Annotated in this window: 22 protein-coding genes; 8 read left to right on the plus strand and 14 right to left on the minus strand. The window is 74.3% G+C overall.

Annotated features, from left to right (window positions below):
• Window positions 1–140: 140 nt before the first annotated feature.
• The 6 genes from ACFV4F_RS23855 to ACFV4F_RS23880 form a co-directional block, all read right to left on the minus strand.
• The gene (locus ACFV4F_RS23855; protein WP_380505297.1) at window positions 141–584 is read right to left on the minus strand and encodes an SHOCT domain-containing protein; all 444 of its coding nucleotides are present in this window, start codon (window positions 582–584) and stop codon (window positions 141–143) included.
• 98 nt (window positions 585–682) lie between these two features.
• Window positions 683–1,273 (minus strand): NUDIX domain-containing protein, encoded by a 591-nt coding sequence (locus ACFV4F_RS23860; RefSeq protein ID WP_380498272.1) that lies wholly within the window; start codon window positions 1,271–1,273, stop codon window positions 683–685.
• A complete protein-coding gene (locus ACFV4F_RS23865) occupies window positions 1,270–2,430 on the minus strand; it encodes a type III polyketide synthase (RefSeq protein ID WP_380437538.1) in 1,161 nt (386 codons plus the stop codon). Before ACFV4F_RS23865 ends, ACFV4F_RS23860 begins: the two co-directional genes overlap by 4 nt.
• A 121-nt stretch (window positions 2,431–2,551) precedes the next feature.
• Window positions 2,552–3,757, minus strand: coding sequence for a cytochrome P450 (locus tag ACFV4F_RS23870; RefSeq protein ID WP_380437536.1), 1,206 nt, complete (start codon window positions 3,755–3,757; stop codon window positions 2,552–2,554).
• A 188-nt stretch (window positions 3,758–3,945) separates the two neighbouring features.
• Window positions 3,946–4,560, minus strand: coding sequence for a response regulator (locus ACFV4F_RS23875; RefSeq protein WP_380437572.1), 615 nt, complete (start codon window positions 4,558–4,560; stop codon window positions 3,946–3,948).
• 98 nt (window positions 4,561–4,658) lie between these two features.
• The gene (locus tag ACFV4F_RS23880) at window positions 4,659–5,486 is read right to left on the minus strand and encodes a sensor histidine kinase (protein ID WP_380437535.1); all 828 of its coding nucleotides are present in this window, start codon (window positions 5,484–5,486) and stop codon (window positions 4,659–4,661) included.
• A gap of 138 nt (window positions 5,487–5,624) precedes the next feature.
• Between ACFV4F_RS23880 and ACFV4F_RS23885 the strand changes: the two genes are divergently transcribed.
• From ACFV4F_RS23885 to ACFV4F_RS23910, 6 genes are all read left to right on the plus strand, one after another.
• Window positions 5,625–6,350, plus strand: a complete 726-nt coding sequence (locus ACFV4F_RS23885) for an ABC transporter ATP-binding protein (RefSeq protein WP_380437533.1) — start codon at window positions 5,625–5,627, stop codon at window positions 6,348–6,350.
• Window positions 6,351–6,423: 73 nt separating this feature from the next.
• Window positions 6,424–8,733 (plus strand): ABC transporter permease, encoded by a 2,310-nt coding sequence (locus tag ACFV4F_RS23890; protein WP_380505300.1) that lies wholly within the window; start codon window positions 6,424–6,426, stop codon window positions 8,731–8,733.
• A 122-nt stretch (window positions 8,734–8,855) separates the two neighbouring features.
• The gene (gene hemC / locus ACFV4F_RS23895; RefSeq protein ID WP_380437529.1) at window positions 8,856–9,791 is read left to right on the plus strand and encodes a hydroxymethylbilane synthase; all 936 of its coding nucleotides are present in this window, start codon (window positions 8,856–8,858) and stop codon (window positions 9,789–9,791) included.
• A 148-nt stretch (window positions 9,792–9,939) separates the two neighbouring features.
• Complete coding sequence (locus ACFV4F_RS23900) at window positions 9,940–11,787, plus strand: protein kinase (RefSeq protein ID WP_380505303.1); 1,848 nt, start codon at window positions 9,940–9,942, stop codon at window positions 11,785–11,787.
• Window positions 11,788–11,890: 103 nt separating this feature from the next.
• A complete protein-coding gene (locus ACFV4F_RS23905) occupies window positions 11,891–12,535 on the plus strand; it encodes a class I SAM-dependent methyltransferase (protein ID WP_380505306.1) in 645 nt (214 codons plus the stop codon).
• A gap of 79 nt (window positions 12,536–12,614) precedes the next feature.
• The gene (locus ACFV4F_RS23910) at window positions 12,615–13,145 is read left to right on the plus strand and encodes a hypothetical protein (RefSeq protein ID WP_380505309.1); all 531 of its coding nucleotides are present in this window, start codon (window positions 12,615–12,617) and stop codon (window positions 13,143–13,145) included.
• A gap of 159 nt (window positions 13,146–13,304) precedes the next feature.
• On the opposite strand, the gene ACFV4F_RS23915 is transcribed toward ACFV4F_RS23910, so the two are convergent.
• Complete coding sequence (locus ACFV4F_RS23915) at window positions 13,305–13,910, minus strand: TetR/AcrR family transcriptional regulator (RefSeq protein ID WP_380505312.1); 606 nt, start codon at window positions 13,908–13,910, stop codon at window positions 13,305–13,307.
• Between the two features lie 128 nt (window positions 13,911–14,038).
• Here ACFV4F_RS23915 and ACFV4F_RS23920 point away from each other — a divergent pair, with 128 nt between their 5' ends.
• Window positions 14,039–14,782: an SDR family oxidoreductase gene (locus tag ACFV4F_RS23920; protein ID WP_380437519.1), complete on the plus strand. Its 744-nt coding sequence runs from the start codon at window positions 14,039–14,041 to the stop codon at window positions 14,780–14,782.
• A 139-nt stretch (window positions 14,783–14,921) separates the two neighbouring features.
• Here the strand turns inward: ACFV4F_RS23920 and ACFV4F_RS23925 are convergent, their stop codons facing one another.
• The 3 genes from ACFV4F_RS23925 to ACFV4F_RS23935 form a co-directional block, all read right to left on the minus strand.
• Window positions 14,922–15,554: a GNAT family N-acetyltransferase gene (locus ACFV4F_RS23925; protein WP_380505315.1), complete on the minus strand. Its 633-nt coding sequence runs from the start codon at window positions 15,552–15,554 to the stop codon at window positions 14,922–14,924.
• Between the two features lie 48 nt (window positions 15,555–15,602).
• Window positions 15,603–17,072 carry an SDR family oxidoreductase gene (locus tag ACFV4F_RS23930; protein WP_380505317.1) on the minus strand — a complete coding sequence of 490 codons (1,470 nt, stop codon included), beginning with the start codon at window positions 17,070–17,072 and terminating at the stop codon, window positions 15,603–15,605.
• Window positions 17,073–17,255: 183 nt separating this feature from the next.
• On the minus strand, window positions 17,256–18,773 hold the full coding sequence (locus ACFV4F_RS23935) for a carbohydrate binding domain-containing protein (protein ID WP_380505319.1): 1,518 nt from the start codon (window positions 18,771–18,773) through the stop codon (window positions 17,256–17,258).
• Between the two features lie 382 nt (window positions 18,774–19,155).
• On the opposite strand from ACFV4F_RS23935, the gene ACFV4F_RS23940 reads away from it, so the two are divergent.
• Window positions 19,156–20,109, plus strand: a complete 954-nt coding sequence (locus ACFV4F_RS23940) for an aldo/keto reductase (protein WP_380505322.1) — start codon at window positions 19,156–19,158, stop codon at window positions 20,107–20,109.
• A 12-nt stretch (window positions 20,110–20,121) separates the two neighbouring features.
• Here the strand turns inward: ACFV4F_RS23940 and ACFV4F_RS23945 are convergent, their stop codons facing one another.
• The 4 genes from ACFV4F_RS23945 to ACFV4F_RS23960 all read right to left on the minus strand — a co-directional run bounded on the left by ACFV4F_RS23945 (window position 20,122) and on the right by ACFV4F_RS23960 (window position 24,692).
• The gene (locus ACFV4F_RS23945; RefSeq protein ID WP_380437509.1) at window positions 20,122–20,727 is read right to left on the minus strand and encodes a GNAT family N-acetyltransferase; all 606 of its coding nucleotides are present in this window, start codon (window positions 20,725–20,727) and stop codon (window positions 20,122–20,124) included.
• Between the two features lie 104 nt (window positions 20,728–20,831).
• Window positions 20,832–21,515, minus strand: coding sequence for a nitroreductase family protein (locus ACFV4F_RS23950; RefSeq protein ID WP_380437507.1), 684 nt, complete (start codon window positions 21,513–21,515; stop codon window positions 20,832–20,834).
• 118 nt (window positions 21,516–21,633) lie between these two features.
• Window positions 21,634–23,289: an ABC-F family ATP-binding cassette domain-containing protein gene (locus tag ACFV4F_RS23955; protein ID WP_380437505.1), complete on the minus strand. Its 1,656-nt coding sequence runs from the start codon at window positions 23,287–23,289 to the stop codon at window positions 21,634–21,636.
• Window positions 23,290–23,462: 173 nt separating this feature from the next.
• Window positions 23,463–24,692, minus strand: a complete 1,230-nt coding sequence (locus ACFV4F_RS23960; RefSeq protein ID WP_380437503.1) for a trypsin-like serine peptidase — start codon at window positions 24,690–24,692, stop codon at window positions 23,463–23,465.
• Window positions 24,693–24,725: the final 33 nt, after the last annotated feature.

Genomic DNA, 24,725 nt, shown 5'->3' on the forward strand with positions numbered 1-24,725 from the left:
CTGCGAGAGAGAGCCGCCCCCTGTCGCCCCCCGGCCGGCGGGCGGGGGCGGCGCCGCCCACCCCCCCCCCCGCCCCCGCCGGCCCCGGCCGTTCCGCCGTTTCCGCTCACGCCGGTCACACGCTCACGCCGGTCGCATGCTCACACCAGGAGCTTGTCCTTGGCCCGCTGGTACTCCTCGGCGGAGATGAGGCCCTTGTCCTTCAGGTCCGCCAGCGTCGCCAGGTCGTCGACGTGGCTGCGCCCGGCGCCGTCCGCCGGGGCCCCGGAGGTCCCGGCCGCGTCCCGGATGTACGCCTGGACGGCTGCCTCGGCCTGCTGTGCCTGGGCGACGTCCCGTTTCCCCATGCCCTCGCCGCGCGCGATCAGGTAGGCGAGCACGCCGATCAGCGGCAGGATGATCACCAGGACCAGCCAGCCGGCCTTGCCCCAGCCGCTCAGGTCGTGGCTGCGGAAGATGTCCGTGATGATCTTGAACAGCAGGAAGAACCAGAGCACCCAGAGGAACAGCTCCAGCATCGTCCAGAAGATGTTGAGCACCGGGTAGTCCACGGCCAGCGAGGCGGCCAACGAAGAGGTGTCCATGGCCGAGTCATATCATCGCAAAATGGACGGTGCGCACTGCTGCTGGGCCGTTCCGGTGATCTTCGCCCGGGGTGGGAATACCGCTGCGGGACGCGGTCTCAGCCGAGCCCCGCCCGCCGCCGCAGCTCCACCGCGAGCCCGATCAGCTCGCCCCACCAGGCCTCGTGCGAGTCCACCAGGAGCCGCTGCGCCTCGGCCGCCGGCAGTGCGCGGACCTCGACGACCTGCTCGCCGTCCGAGGGGTTGGTCGGCGCGGAGTCCAGCGCGACCTCCGCCCAGCCCCACAGCCACGCCTTCTCCGGGTGCGGCTGCCAGGGCCGGTAGGGCGTCGGGTCGTCCGTGCGGCAGCGGTGCGCGCCGAGCCAGGCGGGCTCGCCGAGCAGCCGGGCGCCCGCCTCCTCCCTGAGCTCGCGCCGCAGGCAGTCGGCGACGGTCTCGTCCTGTTCGCGCGTGCCGCCGGGCAGGAACCAGTGGTCCCGGTCGTCCCGGCAGAGCACCACGCCGCCGTCCGCGAAGCCCACCAGGTGGATGTTGGTCACCAGGCCGTCCGGCGGCAGCTCGGTCGAGAACTGCGCGTCGTACCTCCCCCAGGCCCAGTACTGCGGCGCGTGCAACGCGGGGAAGAGCGCGGCGAGTTCGGCGGCTCTGGCGGAGGGGGCGGTGTCGGTGCGGTCCGTGGTATCGGTCATTCGGTGATCGTAGTGCCGGCCGGGAAACGGCGGGGGACACCGGGGTGGACGCGAGAGAGGTCGGCGGTGGCGATGGCGCGCGGCCGCCGGGGCTGCGCGACGCCGCGCGGCGCGGACACCCAACTCCCCAGCGAGATCTCGGCGGTGATGCCGGGGCCGAAGCCGGCGATCAGCCCGTGGGTGCCGTCGGCCGCGCCGCCGTCGGCGAACAGCCGGGCGAGGGCGTCGAAGACGACGGCGCTCGCGATGTTGCCGCGCTCGGTCAGCGTGGCCCGGCTGTAACGGAACATCGCCGGTTCGAGGTTGAGGAAGTGGCACAGGTCGTCGAGGATGCGCGGGCCCCCGGCGTGGACGATGTAGAAGCCGAGCCCCGACACGTCCCAGCCGTGCTCGCCGGCCAGGCCGCGCAGGGCGGGTGCGAGCATCTCCATCGTGCCGGGCACGCGCCGGTCGAGCTGGAAGTGGAAGCCGGTGTCCCTGACCCCGTAGGAGATCCAGTTCTCGGTGTCCGGGACGAGGTGCGAGCCGTTGCGCTCGACCGACACCCCGGTGCCGCCGTGCCCGCGCATCACCACGGCGGCGACGGCGTCCCCGAAGAGGCCGTTGGAGAGCAGCGAGCCGACGCCGAGGTCGGTCGGCTGGTAGCACAGCGAGCAGAACTCGCAGGCGACGATGAGCACGTTGGCGCCCGGGTAGGCGCGGCAGAAGTCGTGCGCGCGGTTGACGGCGGCGCCGCCGGCCGCGCAGCCGAGCTGGGCGATCGGCATCTGGCGGGTGTCCGGGCGCAGGCCCATGGTGTTGATGAGCCAGGCGGTCATCGACGGCATCATGAAGCCGGTGCACGACACGTAGATCAGGAGGTCGATGTCCTGGGCGCCCAACTGGGCGTTGCGCAGGGCCGCTTCGACCACCTCGGGGACGCGGCGCTTGGCCTCCCGCTCGTAGACGGCGTTGCGGGCGGTGAAGCCGGGGTGGCGCAGGGTCTGCTCGATGGGCTGGACCAGGTGCCGGGTCCGCACGCCGGTGTTCTCGATCAGCCGTAGCGCGAGGCCGAGTTGGGGGTGGCCGGCGTGCATCGCGCGGGCCAGGTCGAGGGTCTCGTCGAGGGTGATGACGTGCTCGGGCACGGCGATGGCGGGGCGGCAGAGTGTTGCCATGGGTACGCGGTCTCCCCTGGGTGGCCCGTGGGTGGGCCGACGGGCGGCCGGGCCCGGCGCGCGGGGCGGCCGGTGCCCGGTGGTGGTGGCGGTGGACGGACGGGCGCGGTGGCGCGGCGGGTCACCAGGCGAGCGGCAGGACCCGCGGGTAGCGCCAGATGGAGCCCGTCCGCCAGTCGAGCTCGGCCGGCGGCACGGCCAGGCGCAGCCCGGGGAACCGCCGCAGCAGCGTGCCGATGGCGACCTGGAGCTCCATCCGGGCCAGGTGGGCGCCGAGGCAGTGGTGCTGGCCGTACCCGAAGGTCATGTGGGTGGGCGCGCCGCGGTCGAGGTCGAGCTCGTCGGGCCGCTCGTAGAACGCCGGGTCGCGGTTGGCGGCCAGGTAGGAGACGTGCACCGGCTCGCCGGCCCGGACGAGCACCCCGCCCAGTTCGACGTCCTCGGTGGCGACCCGGGCGATGCCGACGCCCTGGCGGAACGGGATGAAGCGCAGCAGCTCCTCCAGGGCGCGGGGCAGGAGGTCGGGCTGGGCGCGGAGCTTGGCGAGCTGCTCGGGGTGGGTGAGCAGGGTGTAGGTGATGTTGCTGAGCTGGTAGGTGCTGGTGTCGTGGCCGGTGACCAGGAGCACCATCGCCATGACGGCGAGCTCGTCGTCGTCCAGCAGTTCGTCGCCGTCGCGGGCGGTGGCGAGGGCACTGATCAGGTCCTCGCCGGGGGCGCGGCGGCGGGCGGCGGTCAGCTCGGTGAAGTAGGCGCGCAGCGCGGCCTTGGCGCGCTCCTGGCCCTCGCGGCCGTCCGGGCTCATGGCCATCATCGCGACGGCGTGGCCGCGCAGTTCGGCGCGGTCCTGCTCGGGGATGTCGAGCATCTCGCAGATGGTGGTGAGCGGGAGCCGGGAGGAGAGGAAGTGCACGAGGTCGGCGGGGGCGCCGTGTTCGGCCATCTCGTCGAGGTACCCGTCGACGATCCGCTGGGTGTGCGCCCGCATCCGCTCGACCTGGCGGTTGGTGAAGCCCTGGGCGACGAGGCGGCGCAGCCGGTTGTGGGCGGGCGGGTCCATCAGGTTGATCGCCTCGGCCTGGGCGATCGGGGCGGGCGTCATGCGGGGGAGGTCCCGCCCGATGCCGGCGGCGCGGCTGAAGCGGCGGTCGGTGGTGACGGTCCGGACGTCCTCGTAGCGGGTGGCCAGCCAGGCCTCGCCCTCGCCGTGCGGCAGCCGGATCCGGGCGACCGGGGCCTCGGCGAGCAGCCGCTTGAGGAGGGGGTCGAACTCCAGGCCTTCGGTGTGGTTGAAGGGGCAGTCCCACACGGGGGCGGAGGTAGTCACGGGCCGATCCAAAGGCTGAGGGTGATGCCGCCCGGAGGGGGATGACCCGTCCGGGCGCGGACATGCAGATGTTCCCCCATGGGCTGGCAAAAATGTGGTGGAGGAAGCCAGTTACCTCGAACGAGTTAGATAGATGATTTTCGTGCGAATCACGGGAGTTGAGCGCGACGGTTCGCAACCCGGCCCGCTCACCGCCCCCTTGGGGTGACCAGGCCGGTCTCGTACGCGAGGACCACGGCCTGGGCCCGGTCGCGCAGGTCGAGTTTGGCGAAGATCCGGGCCACGTGCGTCTTCACCGTCGATTCGCTGAGCGTCAGTTCGCGCGCCAGCTCGCCGTTGGACAGTCCGCGGCCCATCAGGGTGAGCACCTCCACCTCGCGGGGCGTGAGCGGTGCGAGGTCCCGGTGCACGGTGGCGGCGCCCGCGTCGGCGGGGGCCGTGCCGGAGGCGAAGCGCTCGACGAGGCGGCGGGTGATGGAGGGCGCGAGGAGGGCGTCGCCGGTGGCCACGAGGCGGACGGCGGCGGCGAGGTGGGCGGAGGTGACGTCCTTGAGGAGGAAGCCGCTCGCCCCGGCGGCCAGGGCCGCGTACACGTAGTGGTCGAGGTCGAAGGTGGTCAGCATGACGACCCGGCAGCCGGGCACCAGCGCGAGGATCCGGCGGGCCGCCTCCAGGCCGTCCGTGCCGGGCATCCGGATGTCGAGGAGCGCGACGTCCGGCCGGTGCGCGACGGCGGCGGCCACCGCCCCGGCGCCGTCGGCGGCCTCGGCGACCACGTCGATGCCGCGCGCGGTGAGGATCATGCGGAAGCCGGTGCGGACGAGCTCCTGGTCGTCGGCGATCACGACGCGCGGGCGGCGCTCGGCGCCCCCGGCCACCGCCTCCTCCGGGGACGGGGCGCTCACGGCCGGTCCAGCGGGATGCGCGCGCGGACCCGGAAGCCGCCGCCCAGCCGGCGCCGGGCGTCGAAGTCCCCGCCGTACACGGCGACGCGCTCGCGCAGGCCGAGCAGCCCGCGCCCGGCGCCGTCGGCCGCCCTGGCGGGCGCCGTGCCGCCGGAGAGCACGCTGGGCCCGCGGTTGAGCACCTCGACCCGCAGGTAGTGGTCCGCGTAGCGCACGGTCACGTCCGCCGTCACCCCGTCCCCGTGCTTGAGCGCGTTGGTGAGCGCCTCCTGGATGATCCGGTACGCCGTCACGTCGATGCCCCCGGGCAGCGGGCGCGGCTCGCCGGAGACGCGGACCTCCACCGGCAGGCCGGCGAAGGCGAAGCGGTCGATGAGCGGGCCGAGCCGGGCGAGGCTCGGCTGCGGCGCGAAGCCGTCCGGGTCCTCCTCCTCGGAGCCGTCCGCCGCCGGGGCGAGCAGGCCGAGCAGGTGGCGCAGTTCGGTCATGGTGTCGCGGCCGGCGGCCTCCACGGCGGCCATCGCGGCGGCGGCCTCCTCGGGCATGGTGGCGAGGACCTCGCGCGCGGCGCCCGCCTGCACCACCATCACGCTCACGTTGTGGCTGACGATGTCGTGCAACTCGGCGGCGATGCGCGCCCGTTCGGCGTCGACCGCGGTCCGCGCGGCGCTCTCCCGCTCGCGCTCCAGCAGCCAGCCGCGCTCCCCGACCGCCGCCCGGTGCAGCCGCCGCGCCCGCGCGAGCGCCACGCCCAGCCAGCCGGCCGCGCCGGCCGATCCGCCCGCCGCGGCGAGCGCCGCCCACTGCCACCCCGTTCCCCACACACCGCCAGCTTCCCAGCCCGGGGCGTGATCCGCATCATCCGGGGGTGCCGGTCCCGTACATCCCCGGTACTACCGCCCCCGACGGTTACACCCCAGGTGGGACGCGGTGCCCGGGCCGCCCGCCTACCGTCGTCGTCCATGAGAAACGTTCACGACGGGACGTCCGGACCCGGCGGCGCGCAGGCCGTCGTCGAGCTGTCCGGGGTGCACAAGGAGTTCGGCGACGCGCGGGCCCTGGACGGGGTCGACCTGACGATCCGGCCGGGCGAGGCGGTGGCCGTGATGGGCCCCTCGGGCTGCGGCAAGTCCACCCTGCTGAACATGGTCGCCGGCCTGGACCGGCCGACCTCGGGCACTGTCCGGGTGCACGGCCAGGACCTCGGGCGGCTGGACGAGACCGGACTCGCGCTGTTCCGGCGCCGCCACGTCGGCATGATCTTCCAGTTCTTCAACCTCATCGACGACCTGCCGGCCCTCGACAACGTCGCCCTCGCCGCCCAGTTGACCGGCACCACCGCCAAGCAGGCGCGCCGCCGGGCCCTGGAACTGCTCGACGAACTCGGCGTCGCCCACCGCAAGGACACCTACCCGGCCACCCTCAGCGGCGGCGAGCGCCAGCGCGTCGCCGTCGCCCGGGCCCTGATGAACCGCCCGGCGCTGCTGCTCGCGGACGAGCCGACCGGCGCCCTGGACAGCCGCTCGGGCGAGCAGGTGATGGACCTGCTGATCGACCTCAACCAGATCGGGCAGACCCTGCTGATCGTCACCCACGACCCCGACCTGGCCGCGCGCTGCGCCAGTCGGCTGGTGGAGATGGCGGACGGCCGGGTGGCGCGGGAGCGCTCGCTGGAGGCGTCGTCGTGAACGAGCAGAGCGAGCGAACGGACATGAGGTGCGTGCGCCGGTCATCGGCTGCCGAGCGGAGCGGGGTGGGCGCATGAGTGGAGCCGTGTGGCGGGCCTCCCGGGCGGCGGTGAAGCGCCGCCGGGTGCAGACCGTCGTGATCGGCCTGGTCGTCTTCTGCTCCACCGCGACCGTGCTGCTCGCCCTCGCGGTGATCAGCGCCGCCCGGGCGCCGTTCGACACCGCCTTCGAGGCCGAGCGCGGCGCGCACGTCACCGCCCTCTTCGACCCGGCCGAGGCCTCGCCGGAGCAACTGGCCGCCACCGCCCACCGGCCGGGCGTCGAGGCGGCCGCCGGGCCCTTCGACCAGGCCGTGGTGGAAATCCCCACCGAGTGGATCGGCCACGCGCGGGGCCCGCTGACCCTGGTCGGCCGGGCCGACCGGGCCGGCCCGGTGGACCGGGTGCGACTGCTGGCCGGCCGCTGGGCCGACGCACCCGGCGAGGTGGTGGTGAACAACCCGGCCGGGGGCGCCGCGGCGAAGTACGTCGGCACGCCGCTCACCACCAGCACCGGGCTGAAGCTCACCGTCGTCGGCTTCGCGACCGGCATGAGCCAGTCCGCCGGCGGCTGGGTCACCCCCGAACAGGCGGCCGCCCTGCACCCCACCGGGCGGCAGATGCTCTACCGCTTCACCGACGCGGCCACCGAGCAGCAGCTCACCGCTTCGCTCGCCGGTGCCACCGAGGGCCTGCCGAAGGACGCCGTCGCCAGCGCGCAGTCCTACCTGGTGCTCAAGCGGGCCTTCTCGGTGGGCGCCGACGCCTACCTGCCGCTGATGACGGTCTTCGGCGTGCTCGGCCTGGTCGTCGCCGCGCTGATCGTCGGCAACGTGGTGAGCGGCGCGGTGGTCTCCGGCTACCGGCACATCGGCGTGCTGAAGTCGATCGGGTTCACCCCGCGCCAGGTGGTGGTGGTCTACCTGACCATGGTCTCGGTGCCCGCGGTCGTCGGCACCGTCCTCGGCACGGCGGCGGGCTGGGCGGCGTCGTACCCGATCCTCCGGGCCGCCTTCAGCGGGATCTCGACCGGCACCGCGGTGATCGAGCCGGCCGGGTGGCTGCCCGCCGCCACCGTGATCGGCGTCCCGCTGCTGGTCGCCCTCGCCGCCCTCGTGCCCGCCTCGCGCGCCCACCGGCTGTCCGCCGCCCAGGCGATCTCGGCCGGCAGCGCGCCGCGCAACGGCCGCGGGCTCGGGATCCAGCGGTGGCTGAGCGGCACCCGGCTGCCGCGCGCCGTCAGCCTCGGCCTCGGCCAGCCCTTCGCCCGCCCCGCCCGCACCGCGCTGACCATGGCGGCGATCGTGCTCGGCGTGGTCACCGTCACCGTGACCACCGGGGTGAGCAGCACCCTGGCCAGGACCCTGCCCACGCCCGACCGCAAGACCCACGTCGTCGTGGCGACCGCCGGCTTCTCCGGCAGCGGGACCGAGCCCCGGCTGACCCCCGAGCAGACCGAGGCGATGCTCCGCGCCACCCCCGGCGCCGAGCGGGTCTCCGTCCGCGGGCTGGTCCGGCTCGGCGTCCTCGGCCAGCCCCAGCTCGTCTTCGCCGACTTCTACGGCGGCGACGACGCGGTCGACCAGCGGCGGCTCCAGGCGGTCGAGGGCCGCCCGGCGACCGGGCCGAACGAGATCGAGGCCGGTCCGGGCTTCCTCGACCAGCACGGGGTCAAGCTCGGCGACCGGCTCACCCTGGTCCTGGACGGCGCACGGACCACCGTCACCATCGTCGGCGAGGAGAACGAGGGCAACGCCAACGCGATCTCCTCCAACGACGCCACCAGGGCCCTGCTCACCCCCGACCCGCACGTGGTCGAGTACGACGTGCGGCTCGCCGACGGCACCGACGCCGAGGCGTACCTGAAGGCGGTCACGGCCGCCGACCCGAGCCTCTCGCCCTCGGTCTACGCGGCGGGATCGGACGGGGGCATCGTCGCGATCCGGACCTTCAGCACGACGTTCACCGTCCTGCTGTCCGTCGTCGCCGCGCTCGGCGTCTTCAACACCCTGCTGCTCACCATCCGCGAACGCCGCCGCGACCTCGGCACGCTGAAGTCGATCGGCATGACGCCCCGGCAGGTCGTCGCCATGACGGTCACCTCGGTGGCCTGGCAGGGCGTGGCCAGCGGGATCATCGGCATCCCGGTCGGGATCCTGGTGCACCGGCTGATCGTGGAGAACGTCCGGCTCATCGACTTCCCCGAGCGGACGATCGACGTCTGGGGCGCCCCGCTGCTGGCCGGCCTCGCCCTGGCGGGCGTCGCGATCGCCGTCCTCGGCGCGCTCGTCCCGGCCCGTGCGGCGGCCCGGCTGCCGATCGCCGAGGTGCTCCACAACGAGTAGGGACATCGCCGAGGTGCTCCACAACGAGTAGGGGCGGGGACCGGGCGCCCGCGGGCTTCCTCCGGATTGCGGCACTTGAGACGCCGTCACCGAGGTCGCGCGCGGGCGCCTATCATCGCGCCATGGCCACCGCTGAGCTGATCCGCATCGTCTCCCGCTCCTCGCCCATGGCACTCGCCCAGGTCGAGCGCGTCCGCGCCGAACTCGCCGTCGCGCACCCGGGGTTGCGCACCGAGGTGGTGCCGGTGACCACCTCCGGCGACCGGTGGACGGGCGACCTCGCCCGGCTCGGCGGCAAGGGCGCGTTCACCAAGGAGGTGGACGCCGCGCTGCTCGCCGGGGAGGCCGACGTCGCCGTGCACTGCCTCAAGGACGTGCCCGCCGACCGCCCGCTGCCCGCCGGCACCGTCTTCGCCGCCTACCTGCGCCGCGACGACATCCGCGACGCCCTCGTCCACCCCGGCGGCCTGACCCTCGACGAGCTGCCGCCCGGCACCCGGATCGGCACCTCCTCCGTCCGCCGGGTCGCCCAGCTCGCCGCCTCCCACCCGCACCTGGTGTGCGTGCCGATCCGCGGCAACGCCAACAGCCGGCTCGCCAAGCTCGCCGCGGGCGAGGCGGACGCGCTGCTGCTGGCCGTCTCCGGGCTGGAGCGGATCGGCGAGTCGGCGCGCGTCACCGAGGTCCTCGGCGTCGACGCGATGTGCCCGCCGATCGGCGCGGGCATCCTCGTCCTGCAGTGCCGCGAGGACGACGAGGCCACGATCGCCGCGGTCGCCGCGCTCGGCCATCACGACACCTGGCGCGAGGCCACCGCCGAGCGGATGTTCCTGCACGTCCTCCAGGGCCACTGCAACAGCCCGATCGCCGGCTACGCGCACGCCGAGCCGGACGGCCGCCTGTCGATGCGCGGACGGGTCTTCAGCCCGGACGGCAAGCAGGTGCTGGACGCCCACGAGTGGGCCGGCGCGCTCACCCCCGAGGACCTCGGCACCTCGACGGCCCTGGCCCTCAAGCGGCAGGGCGCCCACGAGCTGATCGCGGCGATCCCGCACTGAGGCCCCCGCGCCGCCCGGCCGATCTTCTTCACGGAACGGTGACAGCTTTTCCATACGAGTGACACCTGCCATGATGCGGGTGCACCGTAGGGGAGTTGACGATCAATCGGACGAACGTGCGGACACGCCGGGGGTGGACGTGGAGGCCTTGAGACCCACCGATCCGACGACGGTCGGCGGCCGGTACCGGCTGCTGGCCCGGCTCGGCAGTGGCGGGATGGGGGTCGTCTACCTGGGGCGGTCCCCGGGCGGACGGCTGGTCGCGGTGAAGTGCGTCCACTGGGACCTGGCGACGGACCCGGAGTTCCGCCGCCGCTTCACCCGCGAACTGGAAGCCGTCCGGCGGGTCGGCGGCTTCCACACCGCGCAGGTCGTCGACGCCGACCCGGACGGTGACCCGCCGTGGCTGGTCACCGCGCACATCGCCGGGCCCTCCCTGGAGGCGGCCGTCGCCGCGCACGGACCACTGCCCGAACCGGCGCTGCGGGTGCTCGGCGCCGGCCTGGCCGAGGCGCTGGAGGCGATCCACCGGGCCGGCCTGGTGCACCGGGACCTCAAGCCCTCCAACGTCCTGCTGAGCGAGGACGGCCCGCGGGTCATCGACTTCGGCATCGCCCGGGCCCTGGACGGCGCCTCCATCACCCGCACCCAGGTCGTGCTCGGCACGCCCGGCTACATGGCCCCCGAGCAGATCGCGGGCGGCGTGGTCGGCCCCGCCGCCGACGTGTTCGCGCTCGGCCGGGTGCTCTGCCACGCGGCCGGCTGCTCGCCCTGGGGCACCGGGGACCCGCAGGTCCTGCTCTACCGGATCATGCACAGCGAGCCCGACCTGTCCGGCGTGCCCGAGCAGCTGCGGCCCGTCGTCGCCTCCTGCCTGGCCCGCCACCCGGTCGGCCGGCCGGCCCCCGCCCAGCTCGTCGCCGTACTCGGGCCGCCCGAGTACGGCGGGGCGAGCGGTTCGTGGCTGCCGGAACCGCTGCGGGCGCGGCCCGCCGTCCCGGACACGCCGTGGGTGGAGCCGGCGGCCGCCCCGCCGCCGCCCGCGGCTCCGCCGCTCGCCGCACCGCCCGTCACCGCCCCGCCCGTGCCGCCGCCCGCGGTCGGCCGGACGCCGACCGTGTTCTCCAACGTGCCACCGCCCGGCGGGGGTCGACGCCGGGCCAGGCCGTGGCTGCTGCTCCCCGCGGTCCTCGCGCTCGTCGCCGCGGCCGTCGCCGTGCCGCTGTACCTCCAGCGCGACACCCCCGACACGCGCGACACGCACGACCTCGGCAACGGCTTCGTCGTCGCGACCGACGACGGCAGGCCGCCCGACTGCGTCAACGGCGGGGTCAACGGCAACGCGGGAGGCCCGGGCCCGGCCGAGACGACGGGCCCCCCGAGCCCGCCGGCCGACCTGCCGGGCATCCCGGCCCTCGCCGTCCCGGCCGACAACGCCACCGTCGAACAAGGCGTCCCGGTCACCCTCAGCTGGACCAAGACCGGTGCGGTGACCAGGGTCCTCACCAAGGCCGGCGACGGCCAGTGGCGCGTCTCCGGCTCGTTGACCTCCGCCGACTGCACCTTCACGCCGACCACTCCGGGCCTCTACCAGTGGGCCGTGGACAGCGCGACCAGCGCCTCCCAGAAGGCCGCCAGCGGCATGAGCGGCGTCCGCTACCTGTACGTCAAGCCCCCGGGCGGCAGCTCGGTGAACCAGCTGGCGCACGTCCCCTCCGCGCCGATCCTGGTGTTCCCCGCCTCCCGGGCGGTGGTCCGTGCCGGGCAGCCCGTCCAGCTGTCCTGGGCGGCATCCGGCACCAGCTCCCAGGTGGACCTGCTCCTCCCGAACGGCACGTGGCAGAACCTCCCGTGGCAGGCCGCGACGTCGTACACCTGGGTCCCGACGAGCCCGGGCACGTACCTGTGGAGCGTCTTCACCTCGAACGGTTCCAACTGCGGCGCGTTGGTCTGCGTCAGCGGATCGAGCGAGCAGCGGTACCTGACCGTGCAGTGAGCGCCCGTCAGCCGGCCGTCCGGCCCCAGCACGCTCGAACCGAAACGGTCCGGCCTGGACTTGTGCTTTCTCCTGTCGGCTGTCGCGCGGCAGGATCGGGCGCATGACCGAACCCGCCCACCTCGCCGCCGTCCGCGCGTCCTACAACGCCGTCGCCACCGACTACGTCCGACTCGTCATCCCGCCCGAGGAGTTGGACCCGGTCTCGCGCGCGATGCTGGCCGCCTTCGCCGAGCTCGTCCGGTCCTCGGGCGGTGGGCCGGTGGCGGATCTGGGGTGCGGGCCCGGGCGGGTGGCGGCGTACCTGGCCGGGCTCGGGCTCGACGTGTTCGGGGTGGACGTGTCGGACGAGATGGTCCGGCTCGCCCGGCTCGCGCACCCCGGACTCCGGTTCGTGCGGGGCTCGATGGGAGCGCTGGAGGCCGCGGACGGCGGTCTCGGCGGCATCCTGGCCTGGTACTCCGTCCATCACACGCCGCCCGCACAACTGCCCGCGCTGTTCCGCGAGTTCCGGCGCGTGCTCCGCCCCGGGGGTCGGCTGCTGCTCGGCGGCCACGTGGGGGACGTCCATCTGCGGCCGGCCGAGGGGTACGGGCACCCGGTGTCGTACGAGTCCCATCTGGTGCCCGTCCCGCGGCTCGTCGAGCTGCTCACGCTCGACGGATTCACCGTCACCACGCGCGTGGAGCAGCCGCATCCGTCGCGCGCGGATCGTTCGTACGTCTGCCTCCTGGCGGACGCCGGATAGCTCTCGTGGGGGAGGGGGTCCGGCCGGGTTCGGCCGGGTGGACGACGTCCGGGCCCGGGGGCGCCGCGAGAGTGGAGCCATGGCGATCACGATTCCCCTGGGCGACACCGAACGACCCGTGCAGCGTTGGGCCTTGTGGCTGGCGAAGGCCCTCCCGTTCGTCGTGCTGCCGCACTGTCTGTGGCGGCTCCCCTTCGCGGCCGGCTTCGAGATGGGCACGATCGACCCGAGACGGCCGCCGATGCCCTGGTGGGCGCCGGGCTACGTGGTCGGGCTGAGCGTGCTCACCGAGGCGCTCTGCCTGCTGACCCTCGGTCTGGTCGCGGGGTGGGGCGAGGTCTTCCCGCGCTGGGTGCCGTTCCTCGCGGGCCGCCGGGTGCCGCCGCTCGCGGCCGCCGGGCCCGCCGTGGTGGGCGGGCTGGTCCTGGTGGGGCTGTTCGACCTCCAGCCGCTCGCGTGGACCGGTGTGGTCGACGAGGTCGGCTACCGGAACGGCTGGTGGCTGGCGCTGGCCCGGGTGTGCGTCGGCCCGGCGATGCTGTGGGGCCCGATCGTGCTGGCCCTGGCCTTCGCGTACTACCGCCGCCGCCGGCCCGTGGGCGTCCGGTAACCGCCGGGGCGCCGGCCACCGGGGTACCGGCCGCCGGAGTACTGGCCACCAGAGTACTGGCCGCCGGGGTGCTGGCCACCGGGGTGGTGGCCGCCGGGGTGGTGTGCGCAGGACGTCGGATCGGCCGACTTCCTGCGCACGCGTCGTTCGCCGGGGCCGCTACTGCGCCGCCCCGGCGACCAGCGATGCGGCGAGCCGGTCGGCGGCGTCGGCGTCCAGGGGCGCGTGGCCGAGCAGGAACCGGTACCAGAAGACGCCGTAGACCTGGTCGACGATCAGGTCGAGGTCGGCGTCCCCGCGGAGCTGGCCGCGCTCGCGCCCGCGGGCGAGGAGCTCGCGCAGGGCGGTCCGGCGGGTGGCGGTGAAGGTCTGCATCAGGTCGGCCAGGTGGGGGTCGCGGGCGGCCTCGCGGACGAGGGTGCGCAGGGCGGAGGCGGTGGTGTCCTGCTGGGCGGCGTCGAAGGTGGTGGCGACGAAGGCGCGCAGGTCGGCGCGGAGGTCTCCGGTGTCGGGGCCCGCGACGTCCTGGTCGGCGCGGTCGGAGAGGGCGTCCAGGAGGACGGCGCCCTTGGAGGGCCACCAGCGGTAGACGGTCTGCTTGCCGACGCCGGCGGTGCGGGCGATGGCGTCGATGGTCACGGGCGTGCCGTCGGACTCGGCGAGGAGGCGCAGGGCCGCGTCGAGGATGGCCCGGTGGGCGGCCTCGTTGCGGCGGCGTCCGGTGTGCGGGCGGGCGGCGCCCGGCTGGGGGTCCGTCGCGTTCATCGGTCGTCCTCTCGTCCTGCGGTCGTCCCGGCTCCAGCTGTCTGGGTCCTCCATTGACAAGACTAACAGTCTCGACAATCATCATTACCGGAACGGACAGTCTCGACAAGCCGGAAGGAAGCACCACCATGAACACCACGTCGGACCTCTTCGCCGGACAGCGCGTCGTCGTGATGGGCGGCAGCTCGGGCATCGGCGAGGCCGCGGCCACCGCGTTCGCCGCCGACGGCGCGGAGGTCGTGATCACCGGACGGGACCGCGGGCGCCTCGACGCGGCCGTCGCGCGGATCGGCGGCAAGGCCACCGGCGCGTCGGTCGACGCGACGGACACCGCCGCCGTCGCGGCCTTCTTCGCCGGGGGCGGCACCGTCGACCACCTGGTCCTCGCCGTCAGCGGTGCGGCCGGCTCCGGACCGTTCGCCCGGCTCGACCTGGCCGACCTCGCGCACGGGTTCGACGCCAAGTTCTGGCCGCAGGTCCGGGTCCTCCAGGCGGCCCTGCCGCACCTTCGGGCGGACGGCTCCGTCACGCTGATCACCGCCGCCTCGGCGCGCGCCGCGATCCCGGGCACCGCCGGACTGGCCGCCATCAACGGCGCGCTGGAGGCGATGGTGCCGCCGCTGGCGGTCGAGCTCGCGCCGCTGCGGGTCAACGCGGTGTCGCCCGGCGTGGTCGACACCCCGTGGTGGGAGCGCGTGCCCGAGGAGCAGCGCAAGGCGCTGTTCGACGGCCTCGCCGCCACCACGCCGGTCGGGCGGGTCGGCCGTCCGGAGGACGTGGCCCGCGCGATCCACATGCTCGCGGCCAACACCTTCGTGACGGGCGTGGTCCTCGACTGCACCGGCGGCGCCAACCTGGCCACCGGCCGCTGAGACGGCGGCTCGGGTGTGGCGCGCGGGTGCGTCGCTGAGGTGTGGCTCGTGGGGGTGTTCGTCGAGTGTGCCGGTCGGGTGCGGAGGCCGGGTGCGGAGGCCGGGTGTGCCGGTCGGGTGCGGAGGCCGGGTGCGCCGGTCAGGTGCGGCGGACGAACCCGGCCATGAGGCCCCGCAGTTCCCAGCCGAGCGAGGCGTACAGCGCCCGCCCCTCCTCCGTCGCGCCGAGGGCGGCCGTCTCCGCGCCCGCGTCGAGGGCGGCGTCGGTCAGCAGCCGCATCACCGCGCTGCCGAGCCCGCGGCGCCGGTGGGCCCCGTCGGTCTCGAAGCGGTCGAACACCGCGAGCGCGCCGTGCACCCCGGTGTGGCCGCCGGCCGCGAACTCGCCGTCCGGGGTGAGGAGTCGGGCGTACGCCACGCCGTTGCCGCGCTCGACCTCCGCCGTGTAGCCGGCGGGCAGGCGGACCTCCTCCCGGCGCAGCACGGTCGTCATCATCAGCTCGTCGGCGTTGCGCTCCCAGGCCGGGCCGAGCAGGCCGAGGGCCGCCTCCGGCTCGACGAACCCCTTGATCCGCACGTACGGCCGGTCGGCGGCGGCCGCGGCGGCCCGGACGCTCCGCTCGTCGGTCCGCAGCAGGACGTGCCGCACGGACTCCCTGCCGCGTCCGACGTCGACCCGCAGCCCCCACGGCACCTCGACCGGCGTCGGGCAGCGGCGGGCCGCGGCCAGCCCGTGCACCCAGGCGTGCGTCAGTTCGTTGTCCGGCGCCATGCGTTCCCCCCGATGCGGCGATCCTGATCGCCGCAGCCTATCCCGGGGTCACCACGCGGCCTCCCGGTAGTCCTTGAGGAACACCCCCGACACCGGGGAGCCGGACTCGCCCCGGACGATCGGGTCGTAGACGCGGGCGGCGCCGTCGACGATGTCGAGGGGCGTGCGGAAGCCCCGGTCGGCGATCCGGGCCTTCTTCGGGGCCGGGTTCTCGTCGGTGATCCAGCCGGTGTCGACGGCGCACATGTGCACGCCCTGGCGGGCGAGTTCGGCGGCGCTCGTGCGGGTGAGCATGTTGAGGGCGGCCTTGGCCATGTTGGTGTGCGGGTGGCCGCCGGTCTTGTTGGCGACGGCGAAGCGGCCCTCGACGGCGGTCACGTTGACGACGTAGCGGCGCGGGTGCGGGGAGGCGAGCAGGAGGGGGAGCAGGCGGTCGCAGAGCAGGGCCGGGGCCAGCGCGTTGACCAGCTGCGTCTCCAGCACCTCCGCCGGGTCGAGCTCGCCGAGCCGGGCGGACCACGAGTTGCCGGGGGCGAGGTCGGGCAGCAGGCCGGCCTCGTCGGGCAGGGTGAGCAGCCCGTGCGCCGCGGCCGGGGCGGGGTCGAGCTCCGCGGCGGGCCAGGCGGCGGTGAGCGCGGGCATCGGCCGGAAGCCCGGGGCGTGCGCGACGGTGCGGCGGTCGGCGGCGGGCAGGGCGTCGTGCTCCCCGGCGGCGAGCAGCGCGTACGACTCGGGCGGGCGGCGCAGGGTCTGCGCGGCGTTGTTGATCAGGATGTCCAACGGCCGTCCGTCGGAGCGCAGTTGCTCGGTGAGCCCGAGGACCTGGCGCGGGTCGCGCAGGTCTATCCCGACGACGGTGAGCCGCTCCCACCACTGCGCGCTGCCCTCGGCGGCGCGGAAGCGGCGGACGGTGTCGTGCGGGAAGCGGGTGGTGACCGTCAGCTCGGCGCCGTCGCGCAGCAGCATGAGCGCGAGCTGGAAGCCGATCTTGACCCGGCCACCGGTGAGCAGCGCGCGGCGCCCGCGCAGGTCGGTGCGGAGGCCGCGCCGGGCGGTGTTGTCGGCGGCGCAGTCCGGGCAGAGCATGTGGTAGAAGCCGTCGACCTCGCGGTACTGCTGTTTGCAGACGTAGCACCGGCGCGGTGTGCGCAGCTCCCCGACGGGCCGGCCGGCCGGCTCCCCGCCGGCCGGGGCGAGCGGGGCGTCCTCGCGCCGGTCGAGGGCGCCGGTCGCGGTGGTGGCGAGCAGGGCGGCGTCGGCGTCCCGGACGGCCTGCTTGGCCTCCTGGCGGCGGCGCTTGCGGCTCTCCATCACGAAGGAGCTGAGCTGTCGCTCGGCGTGCAGGCGGGTGCGGTCGTGGGGCGGCAGGTCGCGCAGGCGGCGCAGGGTGCGGCCGAGCGCGGCGAGTTCCTCGGCGGTGACGGTCTCCGCGGCGCTGCCGGCAGCGGCGCCCGCGGCGGCGCGGCCGGTGGCCCGGTCGTGCTGGTGGTCTTCCGTTCGAATCGTCCGGACCGTCATGTCCGCCCCCTTGTGGTCGTGCCGTGGGTCGGACTGTAACGGAGGGTCGCATGTGATGTGACCTCAATAAACCGGGGTGCGAGCCGGCCGGGTGCGAACGGTGGGGTGCGAACGGCGGGGGGGGGGCGGGGGGGGGGGGGCCCCGCCCCCCCCCCCCCCCCCCCGCCGCAGGGAATCCCCTGGTCAGCCCGCGTACTTCGCGAAGATCTTGGCGAACTCGTACGGCTGCTGCGGGATGTTGGTGCACTTGGACAGCGAACCGCCGGTGCACGCGTCGGCGTCCCGGGTGGCGTCCCAGAAGGCCAGCAGGCCGAGGTGGTTCTGCTGGGCGAAGGTCACCAACTGCTGGGCGGCCGCCTGGTTGTAGACCTGGTGGTCGTCGTTCTCGCCGATCATCGGGGTCACGCCGACCGCGGCCCACAGCTGCGCGTCGGTCTTCGCCGGGTACAGCGCCTTGAGCTGGCCGAACAGGGCCTGCGCGGCCTGGACGGCGGCGTTGCCGTAGTCGGTGCCGGAGCGGTAGTAGTCCATCGCCATGATGTTCACCAGGTCGACGCTCACGCCCGCGTCCCGGGCCGACTTGACGATGGCGACGCCGTCGGAGGTCAGGCCCTCCGGCAGGACTGGCAGGGTGAACGACACCTTGAGGCCCGGGTTGGCCTGCTGGAGCTTGGCGAGCGCGGCCGAGCGGCGGTCGTTGGAGGCGGTGTCGGCGATCGCCGCGCCCTCGATGTCGAAGTCGACGTAGCGCAGGTTGTAGGCCTTCACCACGGCGTCGTACTCGGCGAACAGCGAGTCCACGGTGGTGCAGGCGGCGGCGAGTTCGGTGCCGCTCGCGCCGCCGAAGGAGAGCTTGACGTCGCCGCCGGCCGCGCGCAGCGCGTCCACCTGGTCCTTGGCCCAGCCGGTGCGCGGGTCGTAGGCGTTGAACCAGCTGGCCTTGCAGCCGACACCGGTCACGAAGCCCATCGTGTAGCCCTTGAGGTTGCCGGCCTTGGCCATGTCGGGCATGGACGGCGTGGGCCAGGCGCCCATGTCGATGTAGGGGGCGACCGGGAGGGCGACGTTCGGCGGCGGGGTGCCCGGTCCGCCGGTCGGGGTGCCCGTCGGGGTGCCGGTGGGCGTCACGGTCGGCGTGGCGGTCGGGCTGGGTCCTCCGCCGCCGGGGCCGGTGAGGGTGACGTCGTCGGCGAGGTAGGCGCCCTGCCCGTACCAGCCGTGCAGGTAGACGGTGACGCTGGTGGTGCTCGGGCCGGTGGTGAAACCGGTCGACAGCTGCTGCCAGCCGGTGCCGCCGGGGGTCCAGGTGGCCGGGTCCGTGACGCCGTTGCCGGTGGCGCCGAGGTACACGTACTGGCCCTGCACCCAGGCGCTCAGCGAGTACGTCGTGTTGGGCTGCACGCTGACGGTCTGTCCGCACTGCGCGGTGTCGCTCGCGCTCGCCGCGCCCTTGAGCGCGTAGGTGCCGCCGTGGGCACCGGAGTTGACGACGCTTCCGGTACCGGCGGAACAGCTCCACGGGTTCAGCGAGCCGCTCTCGAAGCCGGCGTTGGCGAGCAGGTTGGTGTCGGCGGCGCCGGCGTTCCCGGCGAGGGCGGCGAGGCCGCCGGCCGCGAGCGCGGTGGCCGCGGCGAGGCTCAACAGCTTGGTGCGGCCCGGGGACCGGCGGTGCGCGGGGGCGTCGTGGGGCGCGGTGGGCATGGGGGTGCCTCTCGGGGACGGTGGGCCGCTCGTGCCGCACAGGTGGGGGCGCGGGCGGGCGGCCGACTGGGGGCGTGGTCCGGTGCGGGGGAGCTGTGTGTGCGGGGGAGCTGCGTGGGGTGCTGAGGATCAAACTGGACTAGACCAGCTGTGCACGTCAAGCACTTCCCCGGTCCCGGGGGCCCGCCGTGAGCAGGTTTTAGGACGCGTTTAAGGAGACGGTTCCGCACGGTTCCGCACGGGCCCGGAACCGTGCCGCGCTTGACCTCGAGTGCACTCCAAGGTGGAGGCTGTTCCCCGTTGGCCCGCTGAGCAGGTCGGCCCGCCGGGCCACGGGAACCGGGCCACCGGAACTGAGCCACCAGATCGGAGAACCGTCATCATGCGCACCGCCCCGTTCGGACTCAACGGCCCGGAGATCGGCGTCCTCGGCCTCGGCTGCATGGGGATGACCCACGCCTACGACGTGGGGAACCGGGACGACGAGAAGTCCGTCCAGGTGATCCGCCAGGCGCTGGACCTCGGCGTCACGCTGATCGACACGGCCGACATGTACGGGCCCTACACCAACGAGGAGGTGGTCGGCGCCGCCCTCGCAGGCCCGTACCGCGAGCGCGCGTTCCTCGCCACCAAGGTCGGCATCGTCCCGGGCGGCAGCGGCCAGGGGGACCGCAACGGGCGCCCCGAGCACGTGCGGCGCTCGATCGACGAGAGCCTGCGCCGTCTCGGCACCGACCACGTCGACCTCTACCAGCTGCACCGGGTCGACCCGGCCGTCCCGATCGAGGAGACCTGGGGCGCCTTCGCCGAGGTCGTCCAGGCCGGCAAGGCGCGGCGGATCGGCCTGTCCGAGGCGACCGTCGAGGAGATCAAGCGGGCTCAGTCGGTGCACCCGGTGGCCTCCGTGCAGTCCGAGCTCTCGCTCTGGACCCGGGACGCCCTGGCCGACGTCCTGCCGTACACCGAGGAGCAGGGCATCGCGTTCCTGCCGTTCTCGCCGCTCGGCCGCGGCTTCCTGACCGGCAGCATCTCCTCCTTCGACGAGCTGCCCGCCGACGACTTCCGCCGCCGGCTGCCGCGCTTCCAGCAGGACGCGCTCAAGGCGAACCTGGCGCTGGTCGCGAAGGTCAGGGAGGTCGCCGAGCGGATCGGCGCGACGCCCGCGCAGGTCGCGCTGGCCTGGACGCTGGCGCAGGGCCGGTACGTCTTCCCGATCCCGGGCACCCGGACCCCGCGCTACCTGGTGGACAACGCCGGCGCGGCCGACGTCGTGCTCTCCGCGGCGGACCTCGCCGAGCTGGACGCGATCCCGTCGGCGACCGGCGGGCGCTACTGAGCGGCCCGGGTCCTACCGCTCCTTGACCCACACCTGCTGCCGTCCGGTCTCCGCCGGGGCCCGGACGGCGGCGTCGGCGATCCGCTCCAGCCGGTAGCCGAGCTTGCGCGGGACGGCCGCGCTGGCGCCGTTCGCCTGGTCGCAGCGGATCTCCACCCGGGCGATCCCGGGCAGCGCCAGCGCGGCCGAGGTCAGCGCCCCGGCCCCGGTGGTCGCGATGCCGCGGCCGACGTGCCGGGCGCTCACCCAGTAGCCGATCTCCAGCGCGCCGGGGCCGATCCGGCCGTGCAGGCCGAACGCGCCGATCACGCTGCCGGGTTCGGCGTCCAGTCCGACCAGGTACATGAAGTCGGTGCCGGCGTCCCAGGCCGCCGTTCCGGCCCTGGTCAGCCGGGCCGTCCTGGCCCGGCTCGGCGCCTCGGCCGCCCACTCCAGCCAGGGCCGCAGGTGGTCCAGGTTGGCGCGGACGGCCTTGGTGAGCGCGGCCGTGTGCGTGCTGAGCCGACGGTGCAGCGAGACGCCGCCGGCCAGCCGCAGCAGCTCCGGGGGCCGGCCGGCGGTGGCCTCGCCCGGCGCCGCCGGGTGGTGGTCACAGGACCGTGGCTGTGCGTCGCTCATGACGGCGATTATGTCCTTGGCCAGGACCTGTCACCAGCGGCGTCCGCCGTGGACCGGAAGCACGCGGGAGGCGGACGTCCGCGGCCCCGCGGTCGCGGGAGCGCTCAGAGCCGCACGAGCACCTCGTCGAGCTCCTTGCGCCGCAGGTCCGGCACGCGCGCCCCCTCGGCCGGGTAGCCGACCGGGATCACGTACGCGGCGCGCTCCTCCGCCGGGCGCTCGCACACCTCGTTCAGGAACTTCATCGGGCTCGGCGTGTGGGTCAGCGTGGCCAGTCCGGCCTGGTGCAGCGTGGCCAGCAGCAGCCCGACCGCGATGCCCACCGACTCCTTCGTGTAGTACGGGCGCGGCGAGCCCGGCCCCTTGTGCACCTCGAACACGACGATCACCGCCGGCGCGTCCTCCAGGAACGGCTTGTGCCAGTCGGTGCCGATCGGCGCCAGCGCCGTCAGCCACTCCTCCGAGGCCCGGTGCGCGTAGAACTCGCGCTCCTCCGCCTCGGCGGCCTCGCGCAGCCGCCGCTTGCGCTCCGGGTCGGTGATCACCACGAACCGCCACGGCTGCACGTGCGCGCCGCTGGGCGCGGTGTTGGCGGTGCGGACCGCCCACTCGACCACGCCGTCCGGGATCGGGCGGGTGGAGTAGTCGCGGACGGTGCGGCGCTGCGCCATCACGTCGTGGAACGACCTGCTGCGGGCCTCGGCCTCGTGGGCCGGCACGGTCATCGGGGTGTGCGGGACGGTCGGGTGGGCCGTCTCCGCCACTGCGCTCTCTGCACTCTCAACCATGGCGGACAGCACAGCACATGACGGTTCCGCCGGGAAGAGGTCGAGACCAATCCCGGCGGAACCGCCAAGTGCCGCGTGTCGTGCGCGCCGTGCTGCGCCCGGCCCGGACGTGCAGCTGCTACAGCTCGTGCACCCGTCCGTCCCGGACCTCCAGGCGCCGGTTCACCGTGACGGTGTCCAGCATCCGCCGGTCGTGCGTGACCAGCAGCAGCGTGCCGGTGTACGACGCGAGCGCGGACTCCAGCTGCTCGATCGCGGGCAGGTCCAGGTGGTTGGTGGGCTCGTCCAGCACGAGCAGGTTGACCCCGCGCGCCTGGAGCAGCGCCAGCGCGGCGCGCGTGCGCTCGCCGGGGGAGAGGGTGGCGGCCGGGCGCAGCACGTGCACCGCCTTGAGGCCGAACTTGGCGAGCAGCGTGCGCACGTCCTCCGGCGACAGCTCCGGCACGGCGGCGGAGAACGCCTCCACCAGCGGCTCCCCGCCCAGGCTGTGCTCGTTCTTGAAGATGTGCCCGCGCGCCTGGTCGACCTCGCCGACCACGACGCCCGAGCCCAGCACGGCGCTGCCGCCGTCGAGTTCGAGCCGGCCGAGGAGGGCGGCCAGCAGCGTGGACTTGCCCGCGCCGTTGGCGCCGGTGATCGCGACCCGGTCGGCCCAGTCGATCTGCAGGTCCACCGGGCCGAAGGAGAAGTCGCCGCGGCGGGCGACGGCCGCGCGCAGGGTGGCGACGACGGAGCCGGAGCGCGGCGCGGTGGCGATCTCCATCCGCAGCTCCCACTCCTTGCGCGGCTCCTCGACCACGTCCAGCCGCTCGATCATCCGCTGCGTCTGCCGGGCCTTGGAGGCCTGCTTCTCGGTGGACTCGGTGCGCTTCGCCTTGGCGTTCTTGTCGTTGTCGCCGCTCTTGCGGCGGGCGTTGCGGACGCCGTGCTCCATCCAGTTGCGCTGCATCTGGGCGCGCGCCTCCAGCGAGGACCTGGTGTCGGCGTACTCCTCGTACTCCTCGCGGGCGTGCCGGCGGGCCACCGCCCGCTCCTCCAGGTACGCCTCGTAGCCGCCGCCGTACAGGTTGACCTGCTGCTGGTGCAGGTCCAGCTCCAGCACCTTGGTGACCGTCCGGGCCAGGAACTCGCGGTCGTGGCTGATCAGCACGGTGCCGGCGCGCAGGCCCTTCACGAAGGCCTCCAGCCGCTCCAGGCCGTCCAGGTCGAGGTCGTTGGTGGGCTCGTCGAGCAGGAAGACGTCGTAGCGGGAGAGCAGTAGCGAGGCGAGGCCGGCCCGGGCGGCCTGGCCGCCGGACAGCGCCGTCATCGGCAGGTCGAGCGAGACCTTCAGGCCGAGCGAGTCGGCGACCTCCTCGGCGCGCTCCTCCAGGTCGGCGCCGCCGAGGTCGAGCCAGCGGTCCAGGCTGGTCGCGTACGCGTCGTCGGCGCCCGGGCGGCCCTCGACCAGGCCCTCGGTGGCCGCGTCCAGCTCGGCCTGCGCGGCCGCGACGCCGGTGCGCCGGGCCAGGAAGTCGCGCACCGACTCGCCCTCGCGCCGCTCCGGCTCCTGCGGCAGGTGGCCGACGTTGGCGCTCGCCGGGCTGAGCCGCAGCGAGCCCGCCTCGGGGGTGTCCAGCCCGGCCAGCAGCCGCAGCAGGGTCGACTTGCCGGCGCCGTTCACGCCGACCAGGCCGATCACGTCGCCGGGGGCGACGACCAGGTCCAGGCCGGAGAAGAGGGTGCGTTCGCCGTGGCCGGCGCTGAGGTCCTTGACTACGAGTGTGGCGCTCATGATGGGGCCGATTCTACGGAGCCGCGGGCCCCGGGCGGAAAACACCGGGGCCGCGGCTGTTCCCAGCCACGGCCCCGGTGCTCACTCGCCTGGACGTTCATGCGTTCAGGCGCTCGGCTTGCTCCCGCGCGGTGCTGCTTCGTGGTGCTCCTGCGCGGTGCTGCTTCGTGGTGCTACTTCGTCTTCTTCGAGATGTAGTCCAGCGCCTTGGCCGCGACGTCGTCCAGGTACGGCCCGGCCTCCCAGGTGTTGTCCTCGCCACCGATGGAGGTGTCCGAGACCAGCACCTGCTTGCCGTCCTTCATCGCGAACCAGCCGCCGCCGCTGTCACCGCCGGTGCCGTTGCAGCCGGAGGTCAGCATGGCCGGGCGGGACGGGTCGATGGTGCGGCGCGCCGGCTTCGGGCCGTCGCAGTGGTCCAGCTCCATGCCGTCGAACGGCTTGGCGGCCGGGTAGCCGTAGCTGCTGACCGCGGTGATCTGGTCGCGCGGGGCGTTGAACCAGACCGGCACGGAGCCGCCGACCGTCTCCTCCAGCGACTTGCCGCCGCCGTCCGGGTTGGCGACCCGGACGATGCCGAAGTCGTACTGGCTCCACGGGCCACCGCTCTCCGGGTCGGCCTCACCGGCCCAGGTCGGCGACACGATGCCGGCGGTGGCGCCCCACTCGCCGAACGGCTCGGCCTGCGCCAGCGAGCCCTGCTTGCCGCCGCTGAGCACGCCGTTGCTGTTGAAGGCCGGGGCGAAGACGATGTCGGTGTGCGACTTGCCGCCCTTGCCGCCGTGCAGGCAGTGGCTCGCGGTCCACACCAGGTTGCTCTTGCCCGGGTTGGCCGGGTCGGAGATCACGGTGCCGGAGCAGACGTACTCCTGGGTGCCGTCCATGAAGAACAGCTTCCCGTTGACGTTCAGGTTCTTCGCGAACGGGTGCTGGACCGGCTTCATCTGGACCAGGGCCGGCTTCGGGTCGTTGCCGCCGTCGGCCGGCGGCTGGACCGGGGCCTGCGAGGTCGGCTGGGCCGGCGCCGGCGCGGCGCCGGTCGGGGCCGGGGCGGTCGGCTGGCCGGTGGGCTGGTTGCCCAGGCCCGGCTTGACCGGCTTCGCCTTAAGGATCTTCTGCAGGTCCCAGTAGCCCTTGACGGCCGGGGTGATGACGTTGGCCTGGGCCCACTTCTCCCAGTCCTCGGGCTTCCACTTCTTGATCTCGTCGACCGTCGGGAGCTTGATCGGCGCGGCGCCCGGCTTGGCCGTGTCGCCCGCCGCGGCAGCGGTGGTGGGCGCCGCGGTCTGCGCCCCGGTCGAGCTGTCGCTGTTGTCCGGGCCGCACGCCGAGGCCAGCACCATCGTCAGCGCGACGACGGAGGCGCCCAGGGCGGCACGGGTGGTCCGGGATATCGATGACATCGTGTTCTGTTCCCCCTGTGAATGAACGCCATA

Origin of the sequence: Kitasatospora sp. NPDC059722 (genome assembly GCF_042733235.1) — a bacterium.
GTDB lineage: Bacteria > Actinomycetota > Actinomycetes > Streptomycetales > Streptomycetaceae > Kitasatospora.

Bases quoted from the DNA above. Each gene is read 5' to 3' on its own strand.
- ACFV4F_RS23915 (WP_380505312.1), bottom strand. From the start codon at position 13,910: ATGAACGCGACGGACCCCCAGCCGGGCGCCGCCCGCCCGCACACCGGA.
- ACFV4F_RS23865 (WP_380437538.1), bottom strand. From the start codon at position 2,430: ATGGCAACACTCTGCCGCCCCGCCATCGCCGTGCCCGAGCACGTCATC.
- ACFV4F_RS23945 (WP_380437509.1), bottom strand. From the start codon at position 20,727: ATGAGCGACGCACAGCCACGGTCCTGTGACCACCACCCGGCGGCGCCG.
- ACFV4F_RS23860 (WP_380498272.1), bottom strand. From the start codon at position 1,273: ATGACCGATACCACGGACCGCACCGACACCGCCCCCTCCGCCAGAGCC.
- ACFV4F_RS23925 (WP_380505315.1), bottom strand. From the start codon at position 15,554: ATGGCGCCGGACAACGAACTGACGCACGCCTGGGTGCACGGGCTGGCC.
- hemC (WP_380437529.1), top strand. From the start codon at position 8,856: ATGGCCACCGCTGAGCTGATCCGCATCGTCTCCCGCTCCTCGCCCATG.
- ACFV4F_RS23935 (WP_380505319.1), bottom strand. From the start codon at position 18,773: ATGCCCACCGCGCCCCACGACGCCCCCGCGCACCGCCGGTCCCCGGGC.
- ACFV4F_RS23910 (WP_380505309.1), top strand. From the start codon at position 12,615: ATGGCGATCACGATTCCCCTGGGCGACACCGAACGACCCGTGCAGCGT.
- ACFV4F_RS23960 (WP_380437503.1), bottom strand. From the start codon at position 24,692: ATGTCATCGATATCCCGGACCACCCGTGCCGCCCTGGGCGCCTCCGTC.
- ACFV4F_RS23920 (WP_380437519.1), top strand. From the start codon at position 14,039: ATGAACACCACGTCGGACCTCTTCGCCGGACAGCGCGTCGTCGTGATG.
- ACFV4F_RS23940 (WP_380505322.1), top strand. From the start codon at position 19,156: ATGCGCACCGCCCCGTTCGGACTCAACGGCCCGGAGATCGGCGTCCTC.
- ACFV4F_RS23885 (WP_380437533.1), top strand. From the start codon at position 5,625: ATGAGAAACGTTCACGACGGGACGTCCGGACCCGGCGGCGCGCAGGCC.
- ACFV4F_RS23875 (WP_380437572.1), bottom strand. From the start codon at position 4,560: ATGATCCTCACCGCGCGCGGCATCGACGTGGTCGCCGAGGCCGCCGAC.
- ACFV4F_RS23890 (WP_380505300.1), top strand. From the start codon at position 6,424: ATGAGTGGAGCCGTGTGGCGGGCCTCCCGGGCGGCGGTGAAGCGCCGC.
- ACFV4F_RS23905 (WP_380505306.1), top strand. From the start codon at position 11,891: ATGACCGAACCCGCCCACCTCGCCGCCGTCCGCGCGTCCTACAACGCC.
- ACFV4F_RS23855 (WP_380505297.1), bottom strand. From the start codon at position 584: ATGGACACCTCTTCGTTGGCCGCCTCGCTGGCCGTGGACTACCCGGTG.
- ACFV4F_RS23930 (WP_380505317.1), bottom strand. From the start codon at position 17,072: ATGACGGTCCGGACGATTCGAACGGAAGACCACCAGCACGACCGGGCC.
- ACFV4F_RS23955 (WP_380437505.1), bottom strand. From the start codon at position 23,289: ATGAGCGCCACACTCGTAGTCAAGGACCTCAGCGCCGGCCACGGCGAA.
- ACFV4F_RS23950 (WP_380437507.1), bottom strand. From the start codon at position 21,515: ATGGTTGAGAGTGCAGAGAGCGCAGTGGCGGAGACGGCCCACCCGACC.